A 23,309-nucleotide genomic window follows, 5' to 3' on the forward strand; every position below is an offset into this window, starting at 1 on the left:
TGCCCGATTGCCGGTGAGGGCGATGCCGACTCGGCTTGACTGCTCAACGCCCACATGGTCCGGTTGCTTCCGTCCGCGCCACATTGATCACGTGTGCCTACTGGATCGGGCTGAGGGTACTGCTCGAATCGGTCAAGCGTGATTTCTGGATTCCGGGCCGAATCCCTCGGCCCAGGCCATGTGGGATTCGGCGTCACGACGCACGGATTGCGCGGCGGCCTCCACGTCGGCCAAACGGACTGCGAGACCATCCAGGTAGACCTCGGTCAGTGTTTGTCCGACGGTGTCGCTCTCCGGGTCGACGACCCAGCTGTCGTCGAGCGCATCGGGGGTGACCTGCCGCATCTGCGCGTGCAAGAGCAGCTTGGTCAACTTGTCTAGGGTGTCGAGATCGCGAGCCATCCGGTCGGCCGAGAAGCCCATTTCGCGGAATCGGCGAAGGTGCTCATACCTCGAGGCAATCACCTTGCGCCAGTCGCTCGGAGTCAATTGGTCGTACGGGTGCGGGAGGTTGCGGGCGCCTGGAAGATTGAGTCTTTCGGCCAGTATGTCCCGCAGTGTGGTGAGCGTCGATACCGCCTCTGCGTTATCGGCCGGGGTGTTGTACCAAGCGTGCGCTTCGATCTGGACGAGGTTGTCGATCACGTCCTGGTACCACTCGGCTCGGTTGCGCCGATCGTATGCCGCTTTCGACATGAGCGTCCGTTCCCGGACCGCCATGAGCTCCGCACGCGGAATGTAGTGCTTCCACCACTCGATCTTTCCGTTCACGGCTTTGGCGTAGTGAAGGGTGAATCCCCCTGGCGGTAGCGCGTCCTGATACGCGTTCCCGTTGTCGATCGGCCGAACGATGAAACCGAACTGGAGCCGCCAGTTCTTGCTCCCGCTCTCGTGTCTGTCCCAGGGGCGAACAAGCGCATCGCCCCGACCGAGACGCTGCCCCGTCGGAGTGTGGAAGAAGTCTCGCCAAGCATCTTCGAGATCCCCGAATATGTTGCTCGCGTCGAATCCTGGCACATACTCGATGAGCAGCACGAGTTCGCTGCCGCCAGGCACGATTTCATCCGCGCCCAGTACCGCGGCAGGCCGCGAGCCGGCGTCCGCGAGGGTGATGGACGCGAGCTTCTCGGCGTCGCGCTGATCGATGTCGCGTACCTTCTTCTCGATGTGACGAAATCCGTTGCGGTAGTAGACAAGGCATACTCCCGCGGACATCGTCGAGTCTCCGGTATTGCCTTTCAGGTGCTCGCGAGCGCTCTCACCCGACGCAAGGGCCTCTGCGCACTTCTCGGCGAACGTCCTTTCGTCGGCCAGGTCCTTACGCCACCAGACGTGGTCGCGGTCGCGGTAGTAGTGGGCGGTGCGCTCCGGGTCTGGATGTGCTCCGGATATCGTTTCCACGACGAGGTGTCCCCGGTCGTCGATACGAACATGCCAGTACTCGATCGACACCCCGTTTTTCGGAGCCTGTCGGCGGAACCCAGGCACCTGCAGGTCCAGCAGCGCATGTTGATCGCGCAGTGGCGATGCGACGATCACTCGGCCGCCCGGGGTGTATCCGATCGCTTCCACAACCTGTCCGTCGTCATCGATGAACGGGCTCACTCCGGCAGCTGCGAACAGCTCCGGTACGGCCATTATCGCGAGCGCTGTGCGAACCTCGTCCAGGTATGTTTTCGCGGCTTCGAGATGCCGGGGCAGCGAGCGGACCCGCGCATCCAGTTCGGAAATCGCGTCTTGATGGTCGAGCAACTCGGTCAACGCATCGTCGGCTACGAGCCGGCGTAGAACCGATTCGAATCCCCGGCGCTGTCGAATCCGCAGCGCTTGGACCGCGCGCGCGATTGCCTCGGGTTCGCGCTGCTGCAGCTTCGTCGCATCCAGGCCGAGCGCCTCCGCCGGTTGCACCGCATAGGTGACCACGTCCTGGGCGTCCGCCTCAGCAGCACGAAGCGCCCGACCGAGAGCGGGGGAAAGCTCGATGGGGCCCGGAGTCGAGACATCAGGGAGATTCTGGTCGCCCGTTGAGGGCGCGGGTGTGCTTCGCTCGGCGGCGGGGGTGCCGGTGTTCGTTCGGCTCCGCGGCGACTGTGCCGCCGGATCAGGTTGCGCCTCTACCGGATCCCATGGCATGCCGTCGTCCGGGCGGTGGTGATACGCGTTCGGATCGGGTGCTCGTCGCCGGTTCTTTTTCCGCGGCAGATCGAGCGCATCTTCGGTGGACAACGGATTTCCCGGTGCGGCGGAAGCAGCGGACCGGTGCCGACGCCACGGTGTTTCCGAAGCGGGAGGAGCCGATTCCGAAGTGATGGGGCGCGGCTCGTCGGCCGTGAGCGACGCGGGCGCCGGAGTTGGATTGTCGCTGAAGCCGTCCGGACGGTGATCGAACCCCTTCGTCCACATGGATTCTGCGGGAATGCGGCCAACCGTGTCGATGGGGAACGCATCTATGACGTTGGCGATCAAAGGCACCCGGGCGATCGCCGCCGGTGAATGGCGGGGCAGAACGGCCTCGCGCACGATCCGGACATAGCCCTCGGCTTCCGGGTGGTTGCGGCGGTGTAGATAATGGCCCAAGTCGTAGTCGCCCGCGAGCAGCTCGTGCGTGGTCGACACGAATTGCCAGAGTGCATCGTCCACGGGCGCAGACCCGCCTGCCCGTTGGCGAAGGTGCCCACGCAGAGCGCGGTCGAGGATCTCAGGGGCGGCATCGGGCGGCGCGGCCAGCGCTTCCGCGACGACCGAGGTGAACCAGTGGGCAATCCGATTCTTCGGCGAAGAGCTCGTGCCGTGGAACCGGTCGCGCAACTGCGTGGCGTGTCGCAGTTGATGCGGCTCGATCCAATGGTTCAGGAAGCGGTCGTACACGGGTCGGCACGCGATCTGGCGGAGCAAGCTGTCGCCCGCGTACCGAGCCCGGTAGTACGCTCGTGCCTGGCGGAGCAGGTCTCGGCAGCCCGGGTAATTCATCCCGTACAACCCGTCTCGGGGAATCGGGTTGAAGTACTGGAATTCACCGGGCGTCAGGCACTTTTCAGTCAGATCGCGATCGACCTGCAATACCGGGCGCGCCGCGACCAGTGCAAGGTACAGGTACTGGGGCAGCTCGTCCAGTGAAAGCTCGCGCTGCACCAGGCCGATGGCGCTGGCACGCGCCGCCGTATCGGGCCCGCTGGGCTGGTCCGGTTCGTCGGCCCGCAGCGTGCCGTACTTGCAGAGAAATATCATTTCGCCGGGCGTCCGTGGCCGCTCTTGTACGAGAATCAGCGACCGGCCTTTCGTATTGCGCAGGCCAAGAGCGGTTTCCGCTTCCAATGCGGCGGCGGAGAATGCGGCCAGCACACTCAGGCGGGGCCCACGTTCGGCCAGCCAGTTCAGCTGCCAATCCCAGTAGTCGGGGCTGTCGATCCAATCGCTGCCGTGCTGTTCACCTGCTGCGACTCGCATCAGATCAGCGACGTATTCGAAGCTCGGCCCCAAACTGAGTAATTCCGCCGCGAGCCGGCTGGGTTCGGGTACATATGCGGTCGGCTGGTTTGTTGCGCGCACTGTCGGCGGAGATGCGATCTCACCCGACAGCTGGACGCGATCCTCATCGGAGGTCAGGTCTGTTGTTGCGGCAGCCGGAGGCGCGCCGAGTTCTTGGATGGGCCGGCCTGCGAATGCGGGCATTTCGGGGAGGATGAATTCGAGGTGGGCGTTGCCGTATAGCATGCAGACAGCTTTGCCGCTCGCCATGTGGTGTGAGAATTTTCTGGCGGCGTGGAGTTCGCGGCGCTGGTGGGTGGCTGCGGCGATGTGCTGGACCTTGCTGACCACGGGTGCACCGGTGAGCATGTCCACGGTTTCGGTGAGCAACCAGGCGAGGTCGTCTTCGCGGAAGGTGCGGGAGAATCCGCGCTGGCTGTAGTCACGTGCCATGAGCCGGTGGAATTCGGCGTGAAGGCCGTCGATTCTTGGAAGGAGATGGCGGTTGAGTTCGATGGCGCTGCGAAGGTGTTCTTCGATGTCCGGGCGGAAGCCTTCTTGCGCGCGGAGTCCTTGGGGCATCTGCCGCAGGACGTAGTAGAGGAAGAGGCTTTCCTGAATGGTTCCGTCGCTGAACAGTTCGGCGAGTGAGGGTTCAGTGCGGATCCTTTCGCTGATCCGGTCGACCACTCCTCGAACGGCTGCGCTTTGGTCTTCTTCGGCGGTTTCGATGTCGATGCCGTGCTCGTGTGCGAGGAAGGCGAGTACTGCCATTTCGCCGCGTTGAGTGGACAGGGATTCTTCGATCGTGTCGGCGTAAGGCGCGATGCGGCCCTCGGTGAGGATGACGCGGGGTTGTCCGTTGGTGCGTTCGACCCATTCGCGAAGCATCGCGATGAGCGCTTTGGACTGGGGGAATTCGGGGTTGGTGTAGTGCTCGGTTCCGATCAGCAGGCTGTTGCCCGACCACGCCGCTCGGTGGGGGGTGGCCGGAACGTCCGGATCAGTGGTGGGCTCCCCGGAATCGTCGAATCGACCGGCGTTGGATTCACCGTTGGATTCGGCGATTGTCGGATCGGGCGTGCGGTGTTCTCGCGCCAATCGGTTCGCCGCGTTGTTTCGGTCCAGCAGGGCGATCAACCAGTGCCGTGCCGCATCGGCATAGGAGATCAGTGCTTCGACGCGGGAGGCGGCGGGCAGTGATCGCGGATCGTGCGCGAGATTCCACAGCTCGTAGGCCGCGGTCCAGGCGTGCCGTATCTGCTGGATCTCGGCGGCTCGCGCCGAATCGGATTCCAGCCGAGCCGATTCCGCGGCGAGTCCCTCGATGGTCTGTGCGAGCTCGGCGATGTCGACGCCGTCGAGCAGTGTTGAGTCCCCGCCCCAGGGTGACGTATTCGCCGGTGCGGCATCGACATTCGCCGCATGGTAGGCGAGTGCCTCGGCGGCGGCCCGGTGTATTCGAACCTTCTCGACAAGTCTCGGCTGGTGCATCTCGGGCCAAACCGGTGTCGCCACAGCGTATTCCGGTGACACCCCACCTTCGAGGGGACCCTTGACGGGCTCACTGGGCGATGGGCGGTCGGTGGCACCCGCGGCGTCATCCGGCGCCGCGGGTCCAGTGCCCTTCGGGGAGGCTCCTTCAAGGGGGCGGCGCATACCTCGCGGAAGCGGGTCTGTGTCCGGCCGCGCGGGTGTCACGTCATCACCGCGGCGGTCCTGGCCGATGCGGGTTCGCGGCCCGGGCGCTGCATCCCAATCGGCGTTGGTCCAATTATGCTTGCGGCCGAGCGGGTTTACGGATTCGCCGTTCGCGCGGTAGGTGATGGCGAAGACCTTCGCTCCTTCTCGGCTCAGCTCTGCCAGGCGGTCGTGCGCCCGCTGACCGGGGTGGATTACTTCTATGGTGTTGCCATCGGCGTCGAGGGCGAGGGTGTTGTCGGGGTTGCGGCGTAGTTCGTGGAGCTGGAGCCGGCCGGTGTCGTCGGCGCTGAGGGTGAGGATGTGGCCGCCGATCCGATCGTCGCGTGAGCCGGGGTACTCGACGGTGAGCAGCGCGAGAGCAGTTGGCTTTTCGGTATTTCCGATGTCGGCGGCGAGGACCTCTAGCGGGGTGGGTTTCGTGTTCGCGGCGGCAGAGGTGTAATCGACGTACTGCCCGTGGGCGTACTGGGCCAATTCGCGGGGATGAAAACCGACGTTCTCGAGGATGGCGATGGTTTCCGTGTCCGGAACCTCGACGGGCGTGTTGCCGAAATGCTTTCGGATGAAGGTGAGTTCGGCGACCGCGCAGCGTGCATCCGCGGTGGAAGTCCCGCGCACGGGAGCGTTCCGAGTCGCCCACTGTATCTCGGCATCGACTTGGGCATCGGTATCGGCATACAGGGCCTTCTTCTCGATCTCCTCGGACAGATTCGCTGCGGTGACGCCGGCATCCTCACTCAGCGAGAGTGCGACGTAGCGGTATGCCTCGAGGATCGACAGCGGCGCGACCGTGGCCGACATCCGGCGCTCCAGCAAACCTTTCATTTCGAGCAAGAAGGCCTTCAGCACCTCGTACGGCGGCTTCGGATCGTCCACCGCCGAGCGATGCCCGAAGCGGAGGTAGGTTTCGAGCGGGATATCCGGCGCGATGGCCAACAGTGTTTCGAGTGCCGGGTAGTTGAGCTTGGTCGTATCGACGGCGCGCCGGAGATGACCCGGCCAACTGAGCAGGACCGCTGCGGTGATCTCCTTGCGTCCCAATGCCTTCTCGAGCAGCGGCATCGAGTTCTTGACGTTGCCCGCGGTATTGCGGGCGTGCGGTTCTTCGATGAATCGACGCGCCGCGCGCGTCTGCTCGGCGATCACCCGGAACCGCTCGGCCTCGGTCATACCGATCCGCTGCGGCTTGTCGGTCGCGCCGGCGATCGTCGCCATGCCGTGTGTCCGGTCCCAGCCGGAGGTCACCACCACGACGTTGTCGCGCCCGAGCGCGCCGACGACTTGATCGAGGAACACGGCGCTGCCGTCCTCCGGATTCCCGTACACCAGTACGGCGATCGTGCCGTCCTGTTCCAATTCGGTCCGGTGCGCGGCGAGCTGTCCGAGCGTCACGCCCCACTCGGGGTCGGTACGCAGATACCGGTAGACCAGGTCCGCCGCGGCCCGGAACGTGTCGGTATCGACCCCTTGTCGACGCAGTTCGGACAGGAAGCTGTCGAGCGGATCATCGGCAACTCGCGCTCTGGGATCGGCCGGGGTGACCAGATCGCCGCGATCGTTCCGGCCCGCAGCGGATTTCGCATGCTCCGTCGACGCCAGGTGGCCGAGGGTATGGAGATACGCCACAGCCCGATCGAGCACCCGGCGGGTGGCGCTGGTGTCCGTGAGCTCCTCGGCCGAACTCGGATTCTCGATGAGATCGCGCCGCAGTCGATGCAGGGGTCCGAGAATGTTCTTGATCTCGGTGACGCCGGGGAGCCGATTGAGCAGGGCGACGCCCGCGTCGAACGCGTCGGAAAGGTGAGTGCGTGCGGTCGCGTGCTGCCCGAGCGAGAGCTCATAGGCAGCGACCGTGATCAAGGTACGCAGGTAATCCGCACCGGCGGCGGCGAATTCGCTCCGTGAGTCCGACAGTCCGGCGCGAGTGAACTTTCGTTCCAGACCGGGCAGGAGGCGAAGCGCCTCGGCGATGTGTGCGGGATTGACGATGTACATAGGATCCGCTTCGGCTGCCGTTGCGGTGGCCGATGTCGGGATTCGGTCGAGTGCACTCAACGTCATTGCGACGGCCTCGGCATCGCTGCGCGCGCCCAGCTTGCGCACGATTCGCTGCACGGTGTTGTTGACGAAACTCCGTGTCACGTGCAGTAATTCGGCCATCTCGGCGCGCGACAGCCGCTCGGTGAGGAGCTGGAGGATCTGCTGCTCGCGTGCCGTCAGCGCCGAGAGGTCGGATATCGCGCTCGGATGCGTCGGTATCTCGCCGCGACGGATGGCCTCGGTGAGCGCATGGATGGCTTCGTGCCGAGGTCCGCCCGCAGTGCGGGTGTATTCGCGGTAGATGTCGGTGTCATCGACACTGTTCTCCCGCTCTGCGGGTGCGCCCGAGGGCGAAGAGTCCGTCGGGCCCGTGGGCCGAGTCGAGCCGGTGCGTTGTTCGGGCGTTTCGGCCGGGCCCGTGATGGATTGCTGTGCGAACGCGGAGTCGACCTCCGAGGCATGCCGCGGGGTGCGTGCCCGTAGGGTTCCCTCCGAAGTGGACTCGATGTAGGCGACGTAGATACGTTCGGGATCGGTGTAAGTGGGTTTCCAGTCCACGTAGGGACGGACGCGGAGTCGGTCCCCGTCGACGAGCTGGTCGAAGACCTGCATTGTGATCCGCCCGGTGTCGGGTTCGACATTCTTGGTGACGAAGTAGGCGTGGGCCCTGTCGCCCTGGCCGACGACGAAGACCACCGAGTCGAGCGTGGGGTCCGTACGCAACTCGTCGATGACGGCGGTCATCGGATTCGATCCGGCCGTCTCGGGTTTCGCCAGCTTGTGCAGACCACCGGCGATGCCGCGCTCGAGGTCCCGCGCTTTGTCGTCCCCGGGAGCCGGATCGTCCCCCTCGGTGAGGCCGAGTTGGCGGAGAAGCTGGATCACCCAGGGCAGGCAGGAGGCGATCTCCGCCGGTAGCCGTTTTTCGGACGTCGGCCGTTCGGTCCGTCGCCACGGGTTCCGCGCTCCACGCCGCGTCCAGAGCCCTTGCTGCCGGTTCCCCGGCATGGTGTGCGCACCGGTCGGCTGGCGGCGCCGCAGCCGGGTCATCACGGCATCGAGTAGCTGGATATCGGCCTCGGTGACCCCCGAGGCGGCGGCATGGCGTTCCTCCTCTGCCTCGCGCCGGCCGCGCTGGAAGGCGGTTTCGCCGACCGGCCCCGGACCGGTTGCCGATATTGGTCCGGCTGCGGCGCGTGACTTCCCCTCCTGTGCAGGTTCGGTGACGGGGAGATCCAGTAGGTGTCTGCCCAGTCGTCGAACGGCGCTCACGACGAATGCTTCGGCGGAGGCCGTGTCGCGGTATCCGAGCGACACCATGGTTTCGACCGACAGCCTGCGAGTGAATACGCCGCGGATGATCCCGCTCTGCTGGGGCGTGAGTCGGTCGAGCGCTGCTTCCAGCTGTTCCCGGGTGGCCTCCGAGAGCGCCTGTGCCAGCCGGTGGTCGAGTATCCGATGCGCTCTCGCGAGTGTCGACACCAGCTGCCGGGCGGCTGCGACCGCCGGACGAACCTCCGGGCGCCGGGTGAGCGGTCGATCGGTAGGCAGCACCCGCAGGGCATGCCGTTCCTCCGGGGAAAGGGCGCGGACCGCGGCTGTGAATTGTTCTGAGGTGGAGTCCACGAGGACAGCTTCGAATCCGGGGTCGACGGTGGTATCGGCAAGGACTCGCGCCACTGCCGTGCGGAAGGTGTCGAACCCGCTCGCTGTCTCCTGCGTCGGCTCTGACACCTGGGCTCCGGTGGTCAGGTCGATCTCGGCGTTGCGGGCGACCTCCAACATCTCCGCCCAGGCGGATGTGCCGAGCTTCGCGGCGATAGCATGCGTGACGGATGCGACCTGGCGATGGGTCAATGACAGCGCCGTGGCGATCTGGCCCGTGGTGAGTCCCTGAGCGATCTGAGCGAGTACCGCGATCTCCCGGGCCGAGAGATCGAAATGTGCTGTGGTGGGTGATTGTTCGTCCGGCTGTAGCGTCTTGGTGGGCGGTGGGGCAGGCTCGGGCGCCGCCTGTGCGACCCGAGTCAGGCTGTTCTGCGCCGCACCCGACAGCGCGGCGGCGGCCTGGCCGGACCGTAGCTGGTCGGCGGCCTCCAGAAATGTCCAGCGCTGGCTGGGGCCCAGACTGTCGAGATACTGTCGTAGCGCGACGATCCCCATATCGGCCACTCGGCGGTAGCGCGCATCGGATTCCGCGATCCCGTCGGAGCGAAGCAACGCCAGGATTTGCGCGCGCAGCGGGCGGAACCACTGGTCATCCGTGATCTTCTGCGCGGTATCGGCCAGCTGCCGGCCGATCTCGTCCTCCGGGCTCATCGCACAGACCCGGAAGACCTCATCGGTGATCGCCATGGCGTCCTGCACCGTGCGGGCCGCCCGGCCGCTGCGTCGTCCGCCCGGCGCCATACCGAGCAGCGACAGCACGAACCGGAATACCCCGAGTCCGTATCGTGCGCGCAGCTCCGTCGCCGAAATCGTCAGCGGTGCAAAATCTTCAGCTTGCCCCGGCAGGATGCCGGTGCGGATGGCGATCGCTACGCTCTCCGGCCGGTTGCGCGCGCCGAGCTTCTCCCGGACACGGGCGAGAGCCACATCCACTCTGCCGTATGTCGTTTCGAGGTCGTTTGCGATATCGGCGTTCGTCTGGCCGCTCGCAACGCGGTCGAGCAGGTCGACCTCGGCGGCGGTGAGATCGGAAGCGCCCAGGCGCCTGGGTGAGAGACCGGGGAGCAGGCCGCGGCGGAGCGCGACCGCCACCATGGCTGCCCGGTTGTGCACCCGCAGCTTGCTGCTGATCCGCACCAGGTACTCGTCCACGGCGGTCGACGACAGTCCTCGCGCCCGCGCGATGTCCTTGCTGGTATCGCCGTTCGCAACTCGGGTGAGCACGTCGGTCTCGCGGTCGCTCAAATGCGGAACAGCGGTGCCTCGAGTGTCCGGAGCGGCGAGTTCGAGGTGGCCGTCGCGGACTGCGGCGAACACGATCGAGGGCCGATTGCGGGCACCCAGTTTCCGGCCGACCTCGGCCACCCGCGCGTCCACCGTCCGCGGATCGATGTCGAGGTCTTGCGCGATGTCGTTGCTGGTGTCGCCGTTCGCGATCCGGATCAGTAACTGGAGTTCGCGGCTGGTCGGCTCGGAAGTCGGGGTGGCAGGCGATTCGTCGCCGAGCGGCACGGAATCGGCGAGCACTCCGGCGCTGAGGGCGAGATACACCAGTTCGGACCGAGTGCGTGCCCCGAACACGTGGCGAAGTTCCGTCGTGTAGATACCCACGGTTCCCGCCGAAATCCCTAGTTCTTCTCCGATTTCGCGGGCCGTCATACCCGTTGCGATCAGTTGGAGCACCATGAACTGGCGGTTGGTCAGCCCGCTGCCGCTGGGCGCGGTCGTATCACTACCGCTCGGATGCTTGCCCTCGGCTTCCAGACCGCGCCGCCCGGCCTGAACCAGCCGGTCGAGAGCGCCGCGTTGCACGACGGTCACGGTGTCTCCGCGCTGCATCGCGGATAGCCCCTCGGCGGCGTGGCGGCGTTGAGTGGCATTCATCTCGAACCAGGCGGTTACCAGATTGCTTGCGATGCCGTGCAACCATTCGAGCGGAGCGGCACCCTCGACACGCCACCGGTGCCGCTCCGCGATCTCGAACACCAAGCGGTTGAGCCCCTGCGCCACGTGCACCAGCGGCCGGAACTCGGGCTTGACAGTTGTGGCCGGAACCCCGAGATCAGCCAGCACTGTGGCGAATACGGCGCGTCCGTACTGCTTGCGCAGCTCCTCGAAGGCCGCCGCGTCGTCCCGCTGGGCGCGGCGAAGAGTGTCCTGTGAGCTCGGCTCCGAGCGCTGCCATGGGGTGCCTCCAGGCGCCGCTGCCTCCTCGTCATCGCCGAAGTCGATGGCGACCGGGTCGATCCGCGAGTCGGGGTCACCGGCTCGGCGCCACGGTGAGGTGCTGCCGTTACTCGAATTCGATTGCGATGCAGAGCGGTCCGGGGCGTCGGTATCGATGTCGGTTCGTGCCGGTGTGGTTGCGGTTGTGCCGGATACGGGCACGGGGGCGGTGATGACGGTGACGTCGTCGTCGCTGCCCTGTTCGATCGCGGTACGGACCAGCGCACGGGACACCGCGCCCGGATCACCGCCGGACTGCGCCAGCGCTTCGCGGACGACAGCGCCGATGGGCCGGGCATCGTCCGGGCCGATCGCCTCCCACATGCCGTCGGTTGCCACCACGATCACACCCGGGCCGGACACCTCCTCGGCAGTCCTGGCATGGGATTCCAGGCCGTCGAGGGAGCGGCCGAGACTGAAGGCGAGCCCCTTGCCGACGGGGGAGTGGCGGGCCGACTCGCGGGCCCAGCCGAAGGTGTCCATGGCTTTCTGGACATTGGAGTCGTCATGGGTGAGCTGGACGGGCGCACTACCGTCCAGCGGTACCCAGTAGGCTCGGCTGTCGCCCACCCAGTCCACGGTGACCTTCCCCGCTCCCAGTAGGGCGACCACGATGGTGCAGGCCGGTCCGGAGCGGCCGGGGTATTCGGAGGCCACGTCGAGTACCGCGTTCTGGGCGGCCGCTACTGCTCCTCGAACCACCTCCAGCGGTGCGGGAAGACCTTTCCGGTCGGTCTGCCGCAGTGCTTCGGCGATGTATGCGCGGGCGGCTCGTGTGGCGGCGGCCGAGGCGCGGTCGCCGCCGCTCGGCCGGGATGTGCCGTCGCTCAGTATCACCGCGGTGTATTGCTCACCGCCGACGGTCACGGTGAGCAGCGCGAAATCGTCCTCGTTCTGCTCGTGGCCCGGCCCCCGATCACTGACTGCCGCAACCGAACCCAGGTTCTCCTGGCGCACATTCGCCTCGGCGTATCGCCGCGAGTTCGTCCCGGCGCCGTCCGGCCGTGAATCGGCGATCGTCGACGAGGAATCCTGTTCGGTCTCGCGCCGAGCGGCCTCTGTGTTCCCAGCCTTAGCCGAGTCCTGTTCCGGGGGAGGTGCTTCGGCCGGGGTGGTCGCGACGTGCGGTTGTCCGTGGGCTCCCGGCCACACAATGGATGCGGTGGGCTGGGCAGGGGCGGCGCGGTCCGCGTGGTGTCGCGGCTCGCCCAGCTCCTGTGCGATATAGCGGACCGCATTGTCGGCTATGTGATAGCCCTCGCGGGCTTGGTCGACACGCCGTTGTCGCTGCGCTGCGGTCGCGACTCGCTCGACCGCCTCGTTACGTAATTCGTTGGCGGCCAACAGATCCGACACTGCGCGGAAGTGATCGAGCAGCAGGATGCGCCGTGCCCGGCTCATCCTGGCTGGATCGGGCTGCTCGCCGAACGCCAGCAATTGCTCCAGCAACTCGGACATGTCCCGCAACGTGTCGTAGCGGCGCATGTTTTCGGTCGGTCGCTCCTGGTGGACCCTGTCGGCCGCGATGCCCGCGAGCGTCATTTCGGCGAAGATCGCCTCGCTCACGTCACGTAGCCGTTCGAGCTCGCCTGGCAAGAGGTGGTCGGTCGGCTGCGGCGGCGTATCGATCGGCGCCTCGCGGAGTCTGTCCCAGACCGCCGAGACCGCAGCCAACGCCGCACCCAGTCGCATCTGCGCGGCCGCCAGCCGGGCCTCCAGGACAGCGCTCGTCCCTTCGGTACGACCGTCCTCGTATTCCCTTGCGGCCGTGGTCATCTCGTCTCGGCGGGCCAGCCACCCCGGCACCTGCTCAGCCAGGCGTTCGAGCCACTGCCGCCGCTCCTGCGCAGCAGGCGCCCCGCGCCGTACCGCCACCAACTCGTCGAGCAGACCGGCCACCCGACCCAGAACCGGGTCCGCGCCGGTGCCGTAACGCAGTGCGACAACCGTGTCGCGCAGGGCTTCCAGGTGCTCGAGACCAGCGGATTCCGCAGCATCACCGAAGTCGATGGCTACCGGGTCGATGCGCGGGCCTCCGGGGTTGTCCTGGCGTTCCCCGGGAGCCGGGTCCTGGACCGACTGGCGCACGGATGGGAGGGGCTCGTCCTCGCGAATCGTGCCCCGGCTGTGTGCCACGGCGAAGTCGGCGCCGGGTGGGGTGAGGTGGTATTCGACCGAATGCTCGATGGAGTTCTTGCCCTCGGCGAAGGTGATGTGGCGGACCGCGACGGTGCTCTCGGCGATGATGAGCTGGCTGCCCCGTCCGCCCTCGCGGTCCAGCGCCTGTTCGTCGTCGGTCCAGCTCGGTAGTTTGACGGCGGTGCCCGGGGCGATGTCGTTCGCGACTGTCACGAACACTTTGCCGTCGGGCCCGGTGCCCGTCACATCGACGGCGAGCCTCCCCTCCGGATCGAGCCCGTGCTCGGCGGCATAGCGGCGGAGATGCTTATCGGCATTGGTGACCAGTTCGCTGACGGCGAGCACCACGCGGTCGATGACGTCTCCGAGCTCCGGATGTTCGGCGCGCAGCCGTGCTCGGAGCGCGGCTCGTGTGCTGCCTACGCCGAACGGGGCCGGTGCTGCGCTGGGCGCCGTTGTCTGCTCCGGCGCTTCCAGCACGAGATCGAGGTCGAGGCCCGCTGTGTCGGCGTCCCCATCGCCGTACATCTCCAGCAGACGTTCGATATCGAGCTCCTCCGAGGACCTCTCAACGGGAGCCTGTGCCGCCCGTTCGACCGGACCCGGAGTCGGTCCCAACCGCCACTCGACCCGAACATAACTGTGATCACCGGTGATGTCGACGAGGTCGATATGCGCCGGGCCGTCATCGAGTGCGGCCGTGACGGAGATGGTTCCCTGACCCCACCGAACCGATGCGCCTACAGCCGCCGCGATCTCGCGGACGTAATCAGGATCCGACCAGCCCGCCAGCAGCTCGCTGATTCGCTGTTCCACCAGATCGGCTTGCGTCGCGTCGCCGGCAGTGATGTCGTCGAAGCGGAGGTGCGGTGGTTGCTCGGGGCCGCCGAGGTCGATGGCCGCGGGATCGATCGTGCGCCGGCCCGATCGGTCGAGTCGAGTCCACAATTCCGACGGGAGGAGGGACCGGTTCGTCCGGTGTGCGCGAGCCTTCGCCGCGGCCGGGTTCGGTGCAGCCTCGTCGGGTGCACCCGGCTGCGCCGGGCCCCGGTTGGGGAGACGGCGGGAAGCCGCGGCTGCGCGATGCTCGTTCTCGAGCCGGGCCAGTTCGTGTAGTACGAAGCCTTGCGGCCCAGCCGGGTTCAGATAAGCGGGAGCCCGCCTCGCGACGCCGGCATGGTCGGCCGCAGACATGTCCCGCCAGGCCACGGCGAGTTCGGCTGCCCTGCCGTCCACAGCAATGCTCGGGCGGAATCCCGAGGCGACCGGCACCAGGCCGGGGTTCTGGGCGCGGGCAGCCGCCAGAGCGTTGCGGCGCTCGGCATTTCGCCAGACCTCCGCGACCGGCACCCCGCGCAACAGCGCTTGGAGGGCATAGACGGGGTGGGTGAAATCCTTCGGCGCGCTCCGGCCGAAGGCGTTGTTCGCCTCGGCCAGCGCCTCCGCCGGGTGGAAGACGGGGAGATCGCCAAGTGCCGGTTCCGCGGCGCGCGGGGTTCGATAGGCGTGGTCTTCGGTGTAGTGCTCACCGGCGACGATGCGCTGTCGGGTGTCGGCATCGAGTTGCCGCAGCCAGGCGTTGTACAGGGGTTCCGGATCGATCCACCCGTCGCCGGTGTCGGTTTGGTGGGACCTGTTGCCCCACAGTGGTTCTCGCCGTGACAATCCAGCGTCGCGCAGCCAGGCATCAAGCGATTCCCGGCTGTCGAAATTGCTCAGCCAGGTATCGAAGGCTGCGAACAATCGGTCCACGTCGCGGGAAGCCTTCTTTTCGCGGCTGTAGCCGTCCAGCAGGCCCAGCCAGTCGTCGAAGCGAGTCTCGCGCGGCAGCGAACCGGCCTGGCGCAAACCGGCGAAATGCGCGTACAGGAAGCCGAATGCCCGCGCTTCCACCGACTCGGCGTAATCGCCGAGCCGGGCGGCTCGGTCGCGCAGATGCGACATTTCGTGACTCACCGCGTCGTAGGCCGGATCGCCGGTGGGAGCCAGCAAGCGGCCTGTCCGCACGGCCCTGTCCATGGCCGTACGGAACTTCTCCGGGGCGCCGAAGAGATTTTCGTTGAGCACCATGACGACCGGTGGGGTTTCGGCGACGCCGCCCGCGTCCCAGATGACCGCGCCCGCGGTACCGGCCATGGGTGCCACCAGGACCAGATCGAGACGGATCGACGGATCTTCGTCGAACGCGTCCACGATGGCGTTCCGGACCGACAGCGCCGTGGCCACCGAAATACTCGCCTTGTCCAGCCCGAGGACCTCGACGTCGTAGGTCTCGAACAGTTCGGCGGCGATGGCCTGCTTGGTGAATCGTTCGGACTCCGGAGCCGATACCGGATCCGCGACGCCGGCAGCGCGGTCGGCAACCGGCTCGCGGATCGTGCGGGGCGCGAAAACCTGTGGCGCCGCACCGGCGACCGCACGCTGCAGTACTGCCTGCACCACGGTCGGAATCAGGCCGTCCGCGCCCAGTTTGCGGCCCGCGCGGGCGAGAGCGGTGTCGACATCGGCCCTGGTAACCGCGAGCTGCTCGGCAATCGCCGCAGGCGACAATCCCACGGTCGCCAGCTCCAGGACGTGGACCTCACGGGTGGTCAGGGTGCCGTAGGCTACCACTTTCGACAGCGGACGGCTGAGGTCGGGAGTACCGATCGCGAGTTGTCCGCGGCTCAACGCGGCCGCCATGGTCGCGACGTCGCCCCGGGTGCCGAGCTTCATGCCGGCGCGGGCGATATGTCCGCGCAGTGCCTTCGGCGCCATACCCATGGTGGCGCAGATGATTTCCAGCGCGACGTCCTCGGCGATCAAGCCGAGTATTCGCGCTTCGGTCTCCGTCAGTTCGGGCAGCGGGGCGTTCTCGCCCAGCGCGCGCACCTGATCGCTCAGTAGGGCGATCGCTTCGGTATGACCGGGGGTGAGGTCGTCTCCCTGTTGCATCCGGTGCGCCGCGTCCGCGACGAGGTGCCGCTGCTCCGGCGTCAGACGATTTATGCCCTCCTGCAACGTATTTCGGGCCGCGTCGGTCAGCTCGCCGGCATCGGTCGCCGGCGTTGCGGTGTGGGCGTGCATCGTCGCGTCGATCGCCTGCGCCACCGGGGTGAAGGGGGTGGCCTGTTCCCCGGCGGTCCGCACCGCCTCGGCGAGTTGCCGAAAAGTGTTGTGGTCACCGAGATTACGGACTGTCGTGACCGGCTGCGACGGCTGTCGATCGGCCTGCGGCGCGGCCGCACCGGTGTTCTCCGCAGTCGTGGTCGCGACCCGGCCGGAATCGTGCTGGGTGTCGTTCGTCCGGGTAGTGCCTGCGGCTGCCGCGCCGGCGGCGGATGGGATGCCCGATGCGTCTGCCGCCGCATGGTGTCGGCTGCCGGGCGTCTCGTGGGTGGCGGTTTCGGGAGAGGTGCCACTCGGCGCCGCGGACGGCTTCGAATCCTCCAGCTTCGCAGGGTATTTCGTTTCCCGAGTGTGCGCCGACGCCGGGTGTGGTTGTTCGGTCGGCGTCGGCGTGTCCGGCGAACCGACACCATTCGTCGCGCTGGGCGTCGACGAGGTCGCGCCCGCGGAACCGGCGGCCGCAGCCGTAGCTGCCGCGCCGGAGAGCCCGGCTGTTGCCGCACCTGAGGTGCCGACGGAGCTGCCCGCCGCAGGCGTCCGGCCGGCAGTTCCCACCGCGGCTGGTGTACGGGAGGCATCCGGGGTCGCCGCGGTGCGCGGCGGTTGTTCGGGTGGTTCATGCTCGGACCGCGCCGGAGCGGGCGTCGCAGCCGGTTCGGGTCGCGCTGTCGGTGGGGCGTTGGGCAGGTGCGCCGAGGTGGGGTCGGCAGTGGGGTGGCCGATACCGGAGGGCTGCAGTTTCGACACCAGACCCTTGGCATCGGCAGTCGCCAGTTCCAGCAGCTTGCGGCTGTGCTCGAGGCTGTTCGCTGCCGCTGCGAGTTTTGCCTGGGTCTGCGAGTTCGGTGCGGCGTTGTATTCGGCGACGGCCGCTTCGTGCTCGGCGACCGCGGATTTGTGCTGGGCCTCGGCCGCCAGGTATTTGATGACCGTGATCTGAGCCTCGGCGGTCCTGGTGTACTGCGGAGCACTCAGATCGATGTAGTACTGCACACTGCCCTCGCCGCCGCTGCGAGCGGCGCGGTTCTCACCCTGAACGTCGATATCGTGGTGGATCGCCGACCGGCTGGACTGGATGACGTGCAACCCGCCGCGATCGTTGATCGTGAGACCGTGCTCATTGGGCACGGTGCTGATCGGAATATCGACGCCGCGGGCGCCTTGCCGGTTGATGACGAGGACGGCGCCTTCCTCGCCTGCTTTCTTGAAGATCGCCAGCAGATTGGCTTCGGCATCGGTCCCCTGCTCGAGGAACCACTTCGCGTCGATGGCAACGTGGTCGATACCGCGCTCGGTCAGTTTCTTCGACATCGCGGCGACTTCACTGTTGCGATCACAGATCACCTCGACCGGCCGGCCCGTGGCGTGCACCTCGGCGACGCCGTCGGCCATCGCCTCGTGCTTCTCCTCCAGGCTGCTCACGATGATGTCGTTCTCGGGGTCGGCACCCTTCAACAGCAACTCTTTGAAGCGCGGGACCTCGACGATCTGGTCGACCCCGGCCTGCTTCAGTTCGGCATAGGCATTGTCGGTGGTACCCGACAGACCGGTGAACTCGTGGCACTTCTCGGAGGAGAACAACTCCTGCACGGTCACGGATTTGGAACTGGCCGGATCATCGCGGATCTGGATGCCGTGTTTGGCCTCGACGGCTTGCGCCAGCCCGCCGTTCCAGCGGCTCTCGGTCGAGGTCTCGGGGTCGTACATCACCTTGTGCGTGGTCTGATCGATGATGAAAACCTTGTGGGACTTCGGGTTCAACACGCGTTGCCCGTCGGCGACCCGAGGGTTTCCGTGCTCGTCCGTGAGGTATTTCGGTCCGAGTTGCGGGTCGTGCCACAGGACGTAGTCGTCGTTCTCGTGGTATCGCCACTCGGCGGTGGCGGCCATGGCGATCCGGTGCGCTTCGGACTCGCTCGGAGTACGGCCGAGAATTTTCTCGATCTTCCCGGTGAGCTCCCGGCCGAGGATGCGTTCGACCTTTCCGCGGTCGTTGCCGGTCAAGGTGGTGTGGTCTTCTTGCGTCCCGGCAGCCCGAGCGAAATCGGCTTCGCTGAGCAGTCCTGCGTTCACCGCCTTCCGGAGGAATCCGTGCGCATCCCGCACCTGCGCGGCCACTTCCGGACTGGCCGAGTTGCCGGCGCCCTCGGAGAGGATGAATACCGAACCCTTGATGGCCTCGTCGACCTCGTCGACCATTTTGATCCGGCCGGGCGCGATATTTCCGCGCAGTTCGCCGAAGCCGTCGGAATTCAGTGTGCCGAAGCACATCGTGGCCTTGTCCTCGGCCGCCGGTGGGCACGGATTGTCGGGGTCCATGAGCCGGATATCGAATCCGTACTTGCCGAACAACTTCTGCCCGATGTTGTAGGCCTCGAGCGCGAGGGTATCGAGAGTGGTGAGTACCCGCACCGGCTTGCCCTGAGCGGCCCGCAACGCGGCCGCGCCCTGGAAGACCAGCGTCTTTCCCTCGCCGGCCTGCATCCGGCCCACGTGACCGTCGCGCAGGACCAACATCCCCATCACCTGGGTCCACCGCAGGACCTTGCCTTCGCCGCGGTTGATGATCTCGATCACCGCCAGCGCCGCCTCGCGTTCGTCCCCGCCGAAAAGCATCGCCTGGAGTTCGCGGTCGGAAACGTTGTTCCAGTCCCGGGAGCCGTACTCCGCGAGAATGTCGTCCGCTTCGGCCCGATACGCCTCCGCCAGAGCCTTGGTGGAGCCGTCGCCTGCATCGGGATGCTCTCGTCCGGTCTCCGGGTTGCCGTCCTCGTCCGTGCGGGCGTGCTGCGGGTCCGGCTCACCTCGGTTCTCCGTGGGATCGACATCGTCGGCCCGTTGCCGGGCGCCCTCGTCGTCCGAACGCCCCTGTACCGTCCCGGGTTCTTTACCGGTCGATTCGGTATCGGGTCGGCCGCGCGCGGCGCTCCCCTCGGGGTGGTCCTTGCTCTGCTGCACAGGTGCGTCGTCCACCGCGCGGCCGTGTTCGGACTCCCGAGCTGCCGTACCTCGATCGCTCTGTTTCACGGTCGACTCGACCGCCGGAGGTCGTTCTCCCGCAGCGGATTTCGGTGCCGATACCCGGGGCGGGCCGCCTGCGGTGGCGGTCTCGGTAGGCGCGGGAGGGCGAACCTCACCGGGCGTAGGTTTCCCGGCGGCCTGCCGCGCGGCGGCGGGCCGCTCACCGCTGCTTCCCTCCGGCTCACCGGATCGTGACGAGACGGTGTCCGGTACCGCCGTAGCCGGGGCACTCTCCTGCGACTTCGGGGTCTGACCGGCCTCGGGTTGATCGGCGTCGGACTGCTCGGCCCTGATTTGCTCGGCGTCGAACACCGGCGTCTTCTCGCCCGCGGGCCGCCCGGCATCGGCGTCCGCTGGAACCGGTTGCTTCGATTCCGCTTTCGCCGTCGTGTGCCCGTCGCCTGATTCGCCCTCCGCCGGATCTCTCATCTCGCTCGGCCGGGCCTCGGCCTCGGCCGAACGGATCGCTCCTGCGGCTGTACCCGCTTCAGCCTCGGGTGGCGTCCCCGGACCATCGTGGGCGCTGTTCGATTCGCCGTGACTACGCGCTTGCCCGGCACCGGCCGTGGCCTCCGCGAGAGATGTTGCCGCCGTGCGGTTTCCGACACCGCCGTGTGCCTGGTCGACCGCTGCGGGCGGGCGGGTGCCGCCCACCTCGGCGTCGGCCGGATGCGCGGCCGCGGGCGCGTTCTCGTTGTCCGCCGGTTTCCGGCCGCTGTCGGCGAGATGCTCGGCAAGCGCATCTCCGAGCGGGGTAGGTTGCGGCTCAGGTGTTTTCGGTGCGACCGGCTTCGCCTCGGCCGGTGGAGAGGCGGGAAAGTCGACGTTCTTGACCGGATTGACATTGTCGGGCAGAGAAATTCGCAGCCCGGGATTCCAGTCCGGTTTGTTGACGGTCACCCTCGGTGCGGTGGGCCGTGCCGGGTTGTCGTCGCCCCCGGCCAGCGCCACGAACTCTTCGAGCGGCATGGGCCGGGGCCGGGCCGGTGCGCTCGCCGGCGCGGCATCGGCGGTCTGGCGGCGGGGTTCGGGCACCGCGTCGGTGAGCGGTGTGGCGGCCGGGGCGTTTTCCGCCGGTGTCACCGGCGGTGCCTCGGCGGCCGCCGCCGGCGCGGCAGTTCGGATGCCTGCGGCGCCGTGCGCGGCCGCGCCGACGAATCCGCCGGTGAACGCGGGCAGCAGCCCCTCGACGAGCTTGTCGAAGGTGAGGTCCTCGCCGGACAGTCCCAGCGACACCGCGGCGCCCGCCAGGCCGCCGGCAACGCCGCCGGCGGCGCCGAGTGCGGCGGTGCCGGCGATCTGTACCGCCACCCGGGTGGCGGTGCGGCCGGCCCGTTCGGCCAGGGCGGTCGTCATCGGTATGACCTTGCGACTGCCGAACCAGCGTCCGAATGCCATACCGACGCCGCCGCCGACACCTCCGGCCGCCGCGGCGATTCCCGCCGCTTTCCAGTCCACCTCGCGGCGGTGGTGGTCGGCGACCTGCTTCAGCTGAATCGCGGCATTGATACCGCCGCCCTGGGCGGCGCCGATGAGCGCCATTTTGCCGGCCAACCGGATGAGCCCGCGTTCGGCCGCCAGCTTGGCGCTCTGCCCCGAAAGGTACTGCAGCATTTTCGCCCAGGCCCACCGCAGCGCGGTGTTGGTGCGCATTTCGGCAATAGCGGCTTCGGCTGCACCGCCTGCGGGGAACACGGCGAAGGTGATGGCCGCATGCGCCAGCGTCCAGGCCAGGATCACCGCGAACCCGATGACGGTCCACTTCTGGATTTCGATGTTGTTGGCGCCGTCGTACAGCTGTTCGGCGAGGGTGTCGCAATGTCGGGCCTGGGCGTCGAAAGCCTTCGCCAGGCTGCGATACCCCTTTTCGACCTGGTCACCGGAACGCCCACGGATGATCCGGTGCCGCTGATCGGCCTTGTCGTCGTAGTACTTCGACCACTCCCGGCATTGCTCGGCCTGATCCGACCAGTAATCGCCGGCTCGGCGCATGGCGTCCTCGTCGCCGACGGGGAAGTGGCCTGCCACGCACTCGATGACGGGTGGGGGCAGCGACGGAGGAAGACGAAGGACCATCGAAGGGCCGGTCCTGTCAGCGATCGAACGCCGGGCGCACCCGCGACCCGGCCACCGTCATCCGAACCTGCACAGGGGAATTCTCCTGTTTCAGGCCCCACTTCCCCGCCTGTGGGAATGCGCTCACGGACCCTCCGCTTTCGGCCTCGACCGCATGTCCACACGGGCCATCGTCAGCAGCAGGCGGTGCAGTACCTTGGCCGGCCCGGGTGTCTGGACGCCGCCCTGCTCGACTCTGGCGAATCCCTCGGACAGCGCTCGGCCGGGGTCCAGCACACCGTTGCGGAAGCAATACTCGCTCAACTGGTCTCGCCAGCGACGATATCCATCGGTCACGTGTGCAAGGGTCCGGCCGTCGGTGCCCGTGACACGCAGGTATTCGGTGATCAGTGCCCGTTGGACCATCGTGCGCGCCCGGAATCCGCCGACGAGATCGACCACCTGCCCGAGTTCGCGCAGCATCCGCGCGTGCACGGCGCGATCCGCAAGCTCGACCGGCCTGTCCCGCGTTCGATCGCGGCCGGACAGCGTGCCCGGGTCCGCGACGACGGCGTTGTCCAGGACGATCCATGGCTCCGGTGCCGCCGCCTGGGCACGGTTCTCCACGCGCGACAACTCGTCGCCGCCGTCGGCGACCGCGATGCCCCGCAGAGGGAGCGGGTACTTGGTCAGTACCGCGTCGACGGCCCCGGCGATCTCCAGCGCGGTCTGCGTGGTGATCCCCGACGTTTCGAATCCGGTCACCCGCAGGTTGTGCCGGGTCGCCATGGCATCGATGATCTGCATCGCCTCGTCGGCCGTGACCGGACGCGGCGAGGGTTTCGGCGCAGCGTCTTTGCGCTGCTTGGGTTTCGGCTCGGGGTTCGGTGCGCTCGGCCGCCGAGGCGGCGATACCCGCGGGGGCGCCGACTGCCCCGGCTGGCTGCCGACGCCGGGCTTCGACCACGGCACGCCGGAACTGCGGGGCGCCGTGGGCGCCGAGGGCTTCGGGCCCGGCGATCGAGTGCCCGGGGCTGTCGTGGTCTCCGCCTTGGGAGCGGAAGCGGGAGGCGGTGTCGAGGGGGGTGTGGAAGACCGAGGCGCGGACGCCGAGGGCGGCGTCGCCGCGGCCGGGGCCGAGGCTCTGCGTCCGGAATTGTCGAGGTCGGACGGCGTCTGCTGTCGTCCGGCACTCGGTTCCTGCGAACCGGCGCCGGTCGAATCGCCGCTGCCCGGGCCGCGGCCGGAACTACCACCGGGAGAATCGGCGGGCGCGCCTGCGAGCGGCTGCCGGGCGGGTGGCTGCTGCGGGGTGGGCGTGCCGGTGTCGGCCGATACCGGTGTGCCGGCGCTCGACGGCACGGTCGGCTGTCGCCCCTGCTCCGGGCTGAACAGATCCCGGTTCGGGTTCGCGGCCTGGTTCGGCTGGTCGAACAGGGGGACATACCCGGATTCTGGATAAAGCGGGCTTCTCGGGTTCGGCAGCGAGTTCCGGATTCCGGCCCCGCCGTCGCGATCCTGATTCTCGAAGTTCTCGGCCAGCGCGTGCAGATTGGCGCTCAGTGTTTCGATGTTCTGCACGAGGTTCTCGAACCCGGACAGGTTCCGGTCCGATTCCGGCACATACGATTCGGCGAACAGCCGGCCCGGTTCGTCGTCGCCCCAGCATTCGCCCTCGCGAGCGAGGTCGGACTTCAGTTCCGCCATCATCCGCGTGGTCTCGGCGGCGCGGGCGCGCAGTTCGGCTGCGGCATCGCGTAACTCGTCCGGATCGACGAATAACGACTGATCCACGCGTACTCCCGCGGTGACGGCGCTCGGCCCGGACCGTGCAACTCGGCAACGATGGCCGCAGTCGTCCGTCCGGTGTGTTGGGAGCA

Annotated in this window: 2 protein-coding genes; both read right to left on the reverse strand. The window is 67.5% G+C overall.

What is annotated here, in order from left to right:
* Positions 1 to 132 precede the first annotated feature (132 nt).
* Entirely contained in the window at positions 133 to 21,402 is a 21,270-nt protein-coding gene (locus C5E41_RS09750; protein ID WP_104375513.1) for a LuxR C-terminal-related transcriptional regulator, read from the reverse strand.
* A gap of 171 nt (positions 21,403 to 21,573) precedes the next feature.
* Positions 21,574 to 23,223, reverse strand: coding sequence for a WXG100 family type VII secretion target (locus C5E41_RS09755; RefSeq protein WP_104375514.1), 1,650 nt, complete (start codon positions 23,221 to 23,223; stop codon positions 21,574 to 21,576).
* Positions 23,224 to 23,309 lie beyond the last annotated feature (86 nt).

The sequence above is a fragment of the Nocardia nova genome, from assembly GCF_002933465.1.
In the GTDB taxonomy this organism is placed as follows: domain Bacteria; phylum Actinomycetota; class Actinomycetes; order Mycobacteriales; family Mycobacteriaceae; genus Nocardia; species Nocardia nova_B.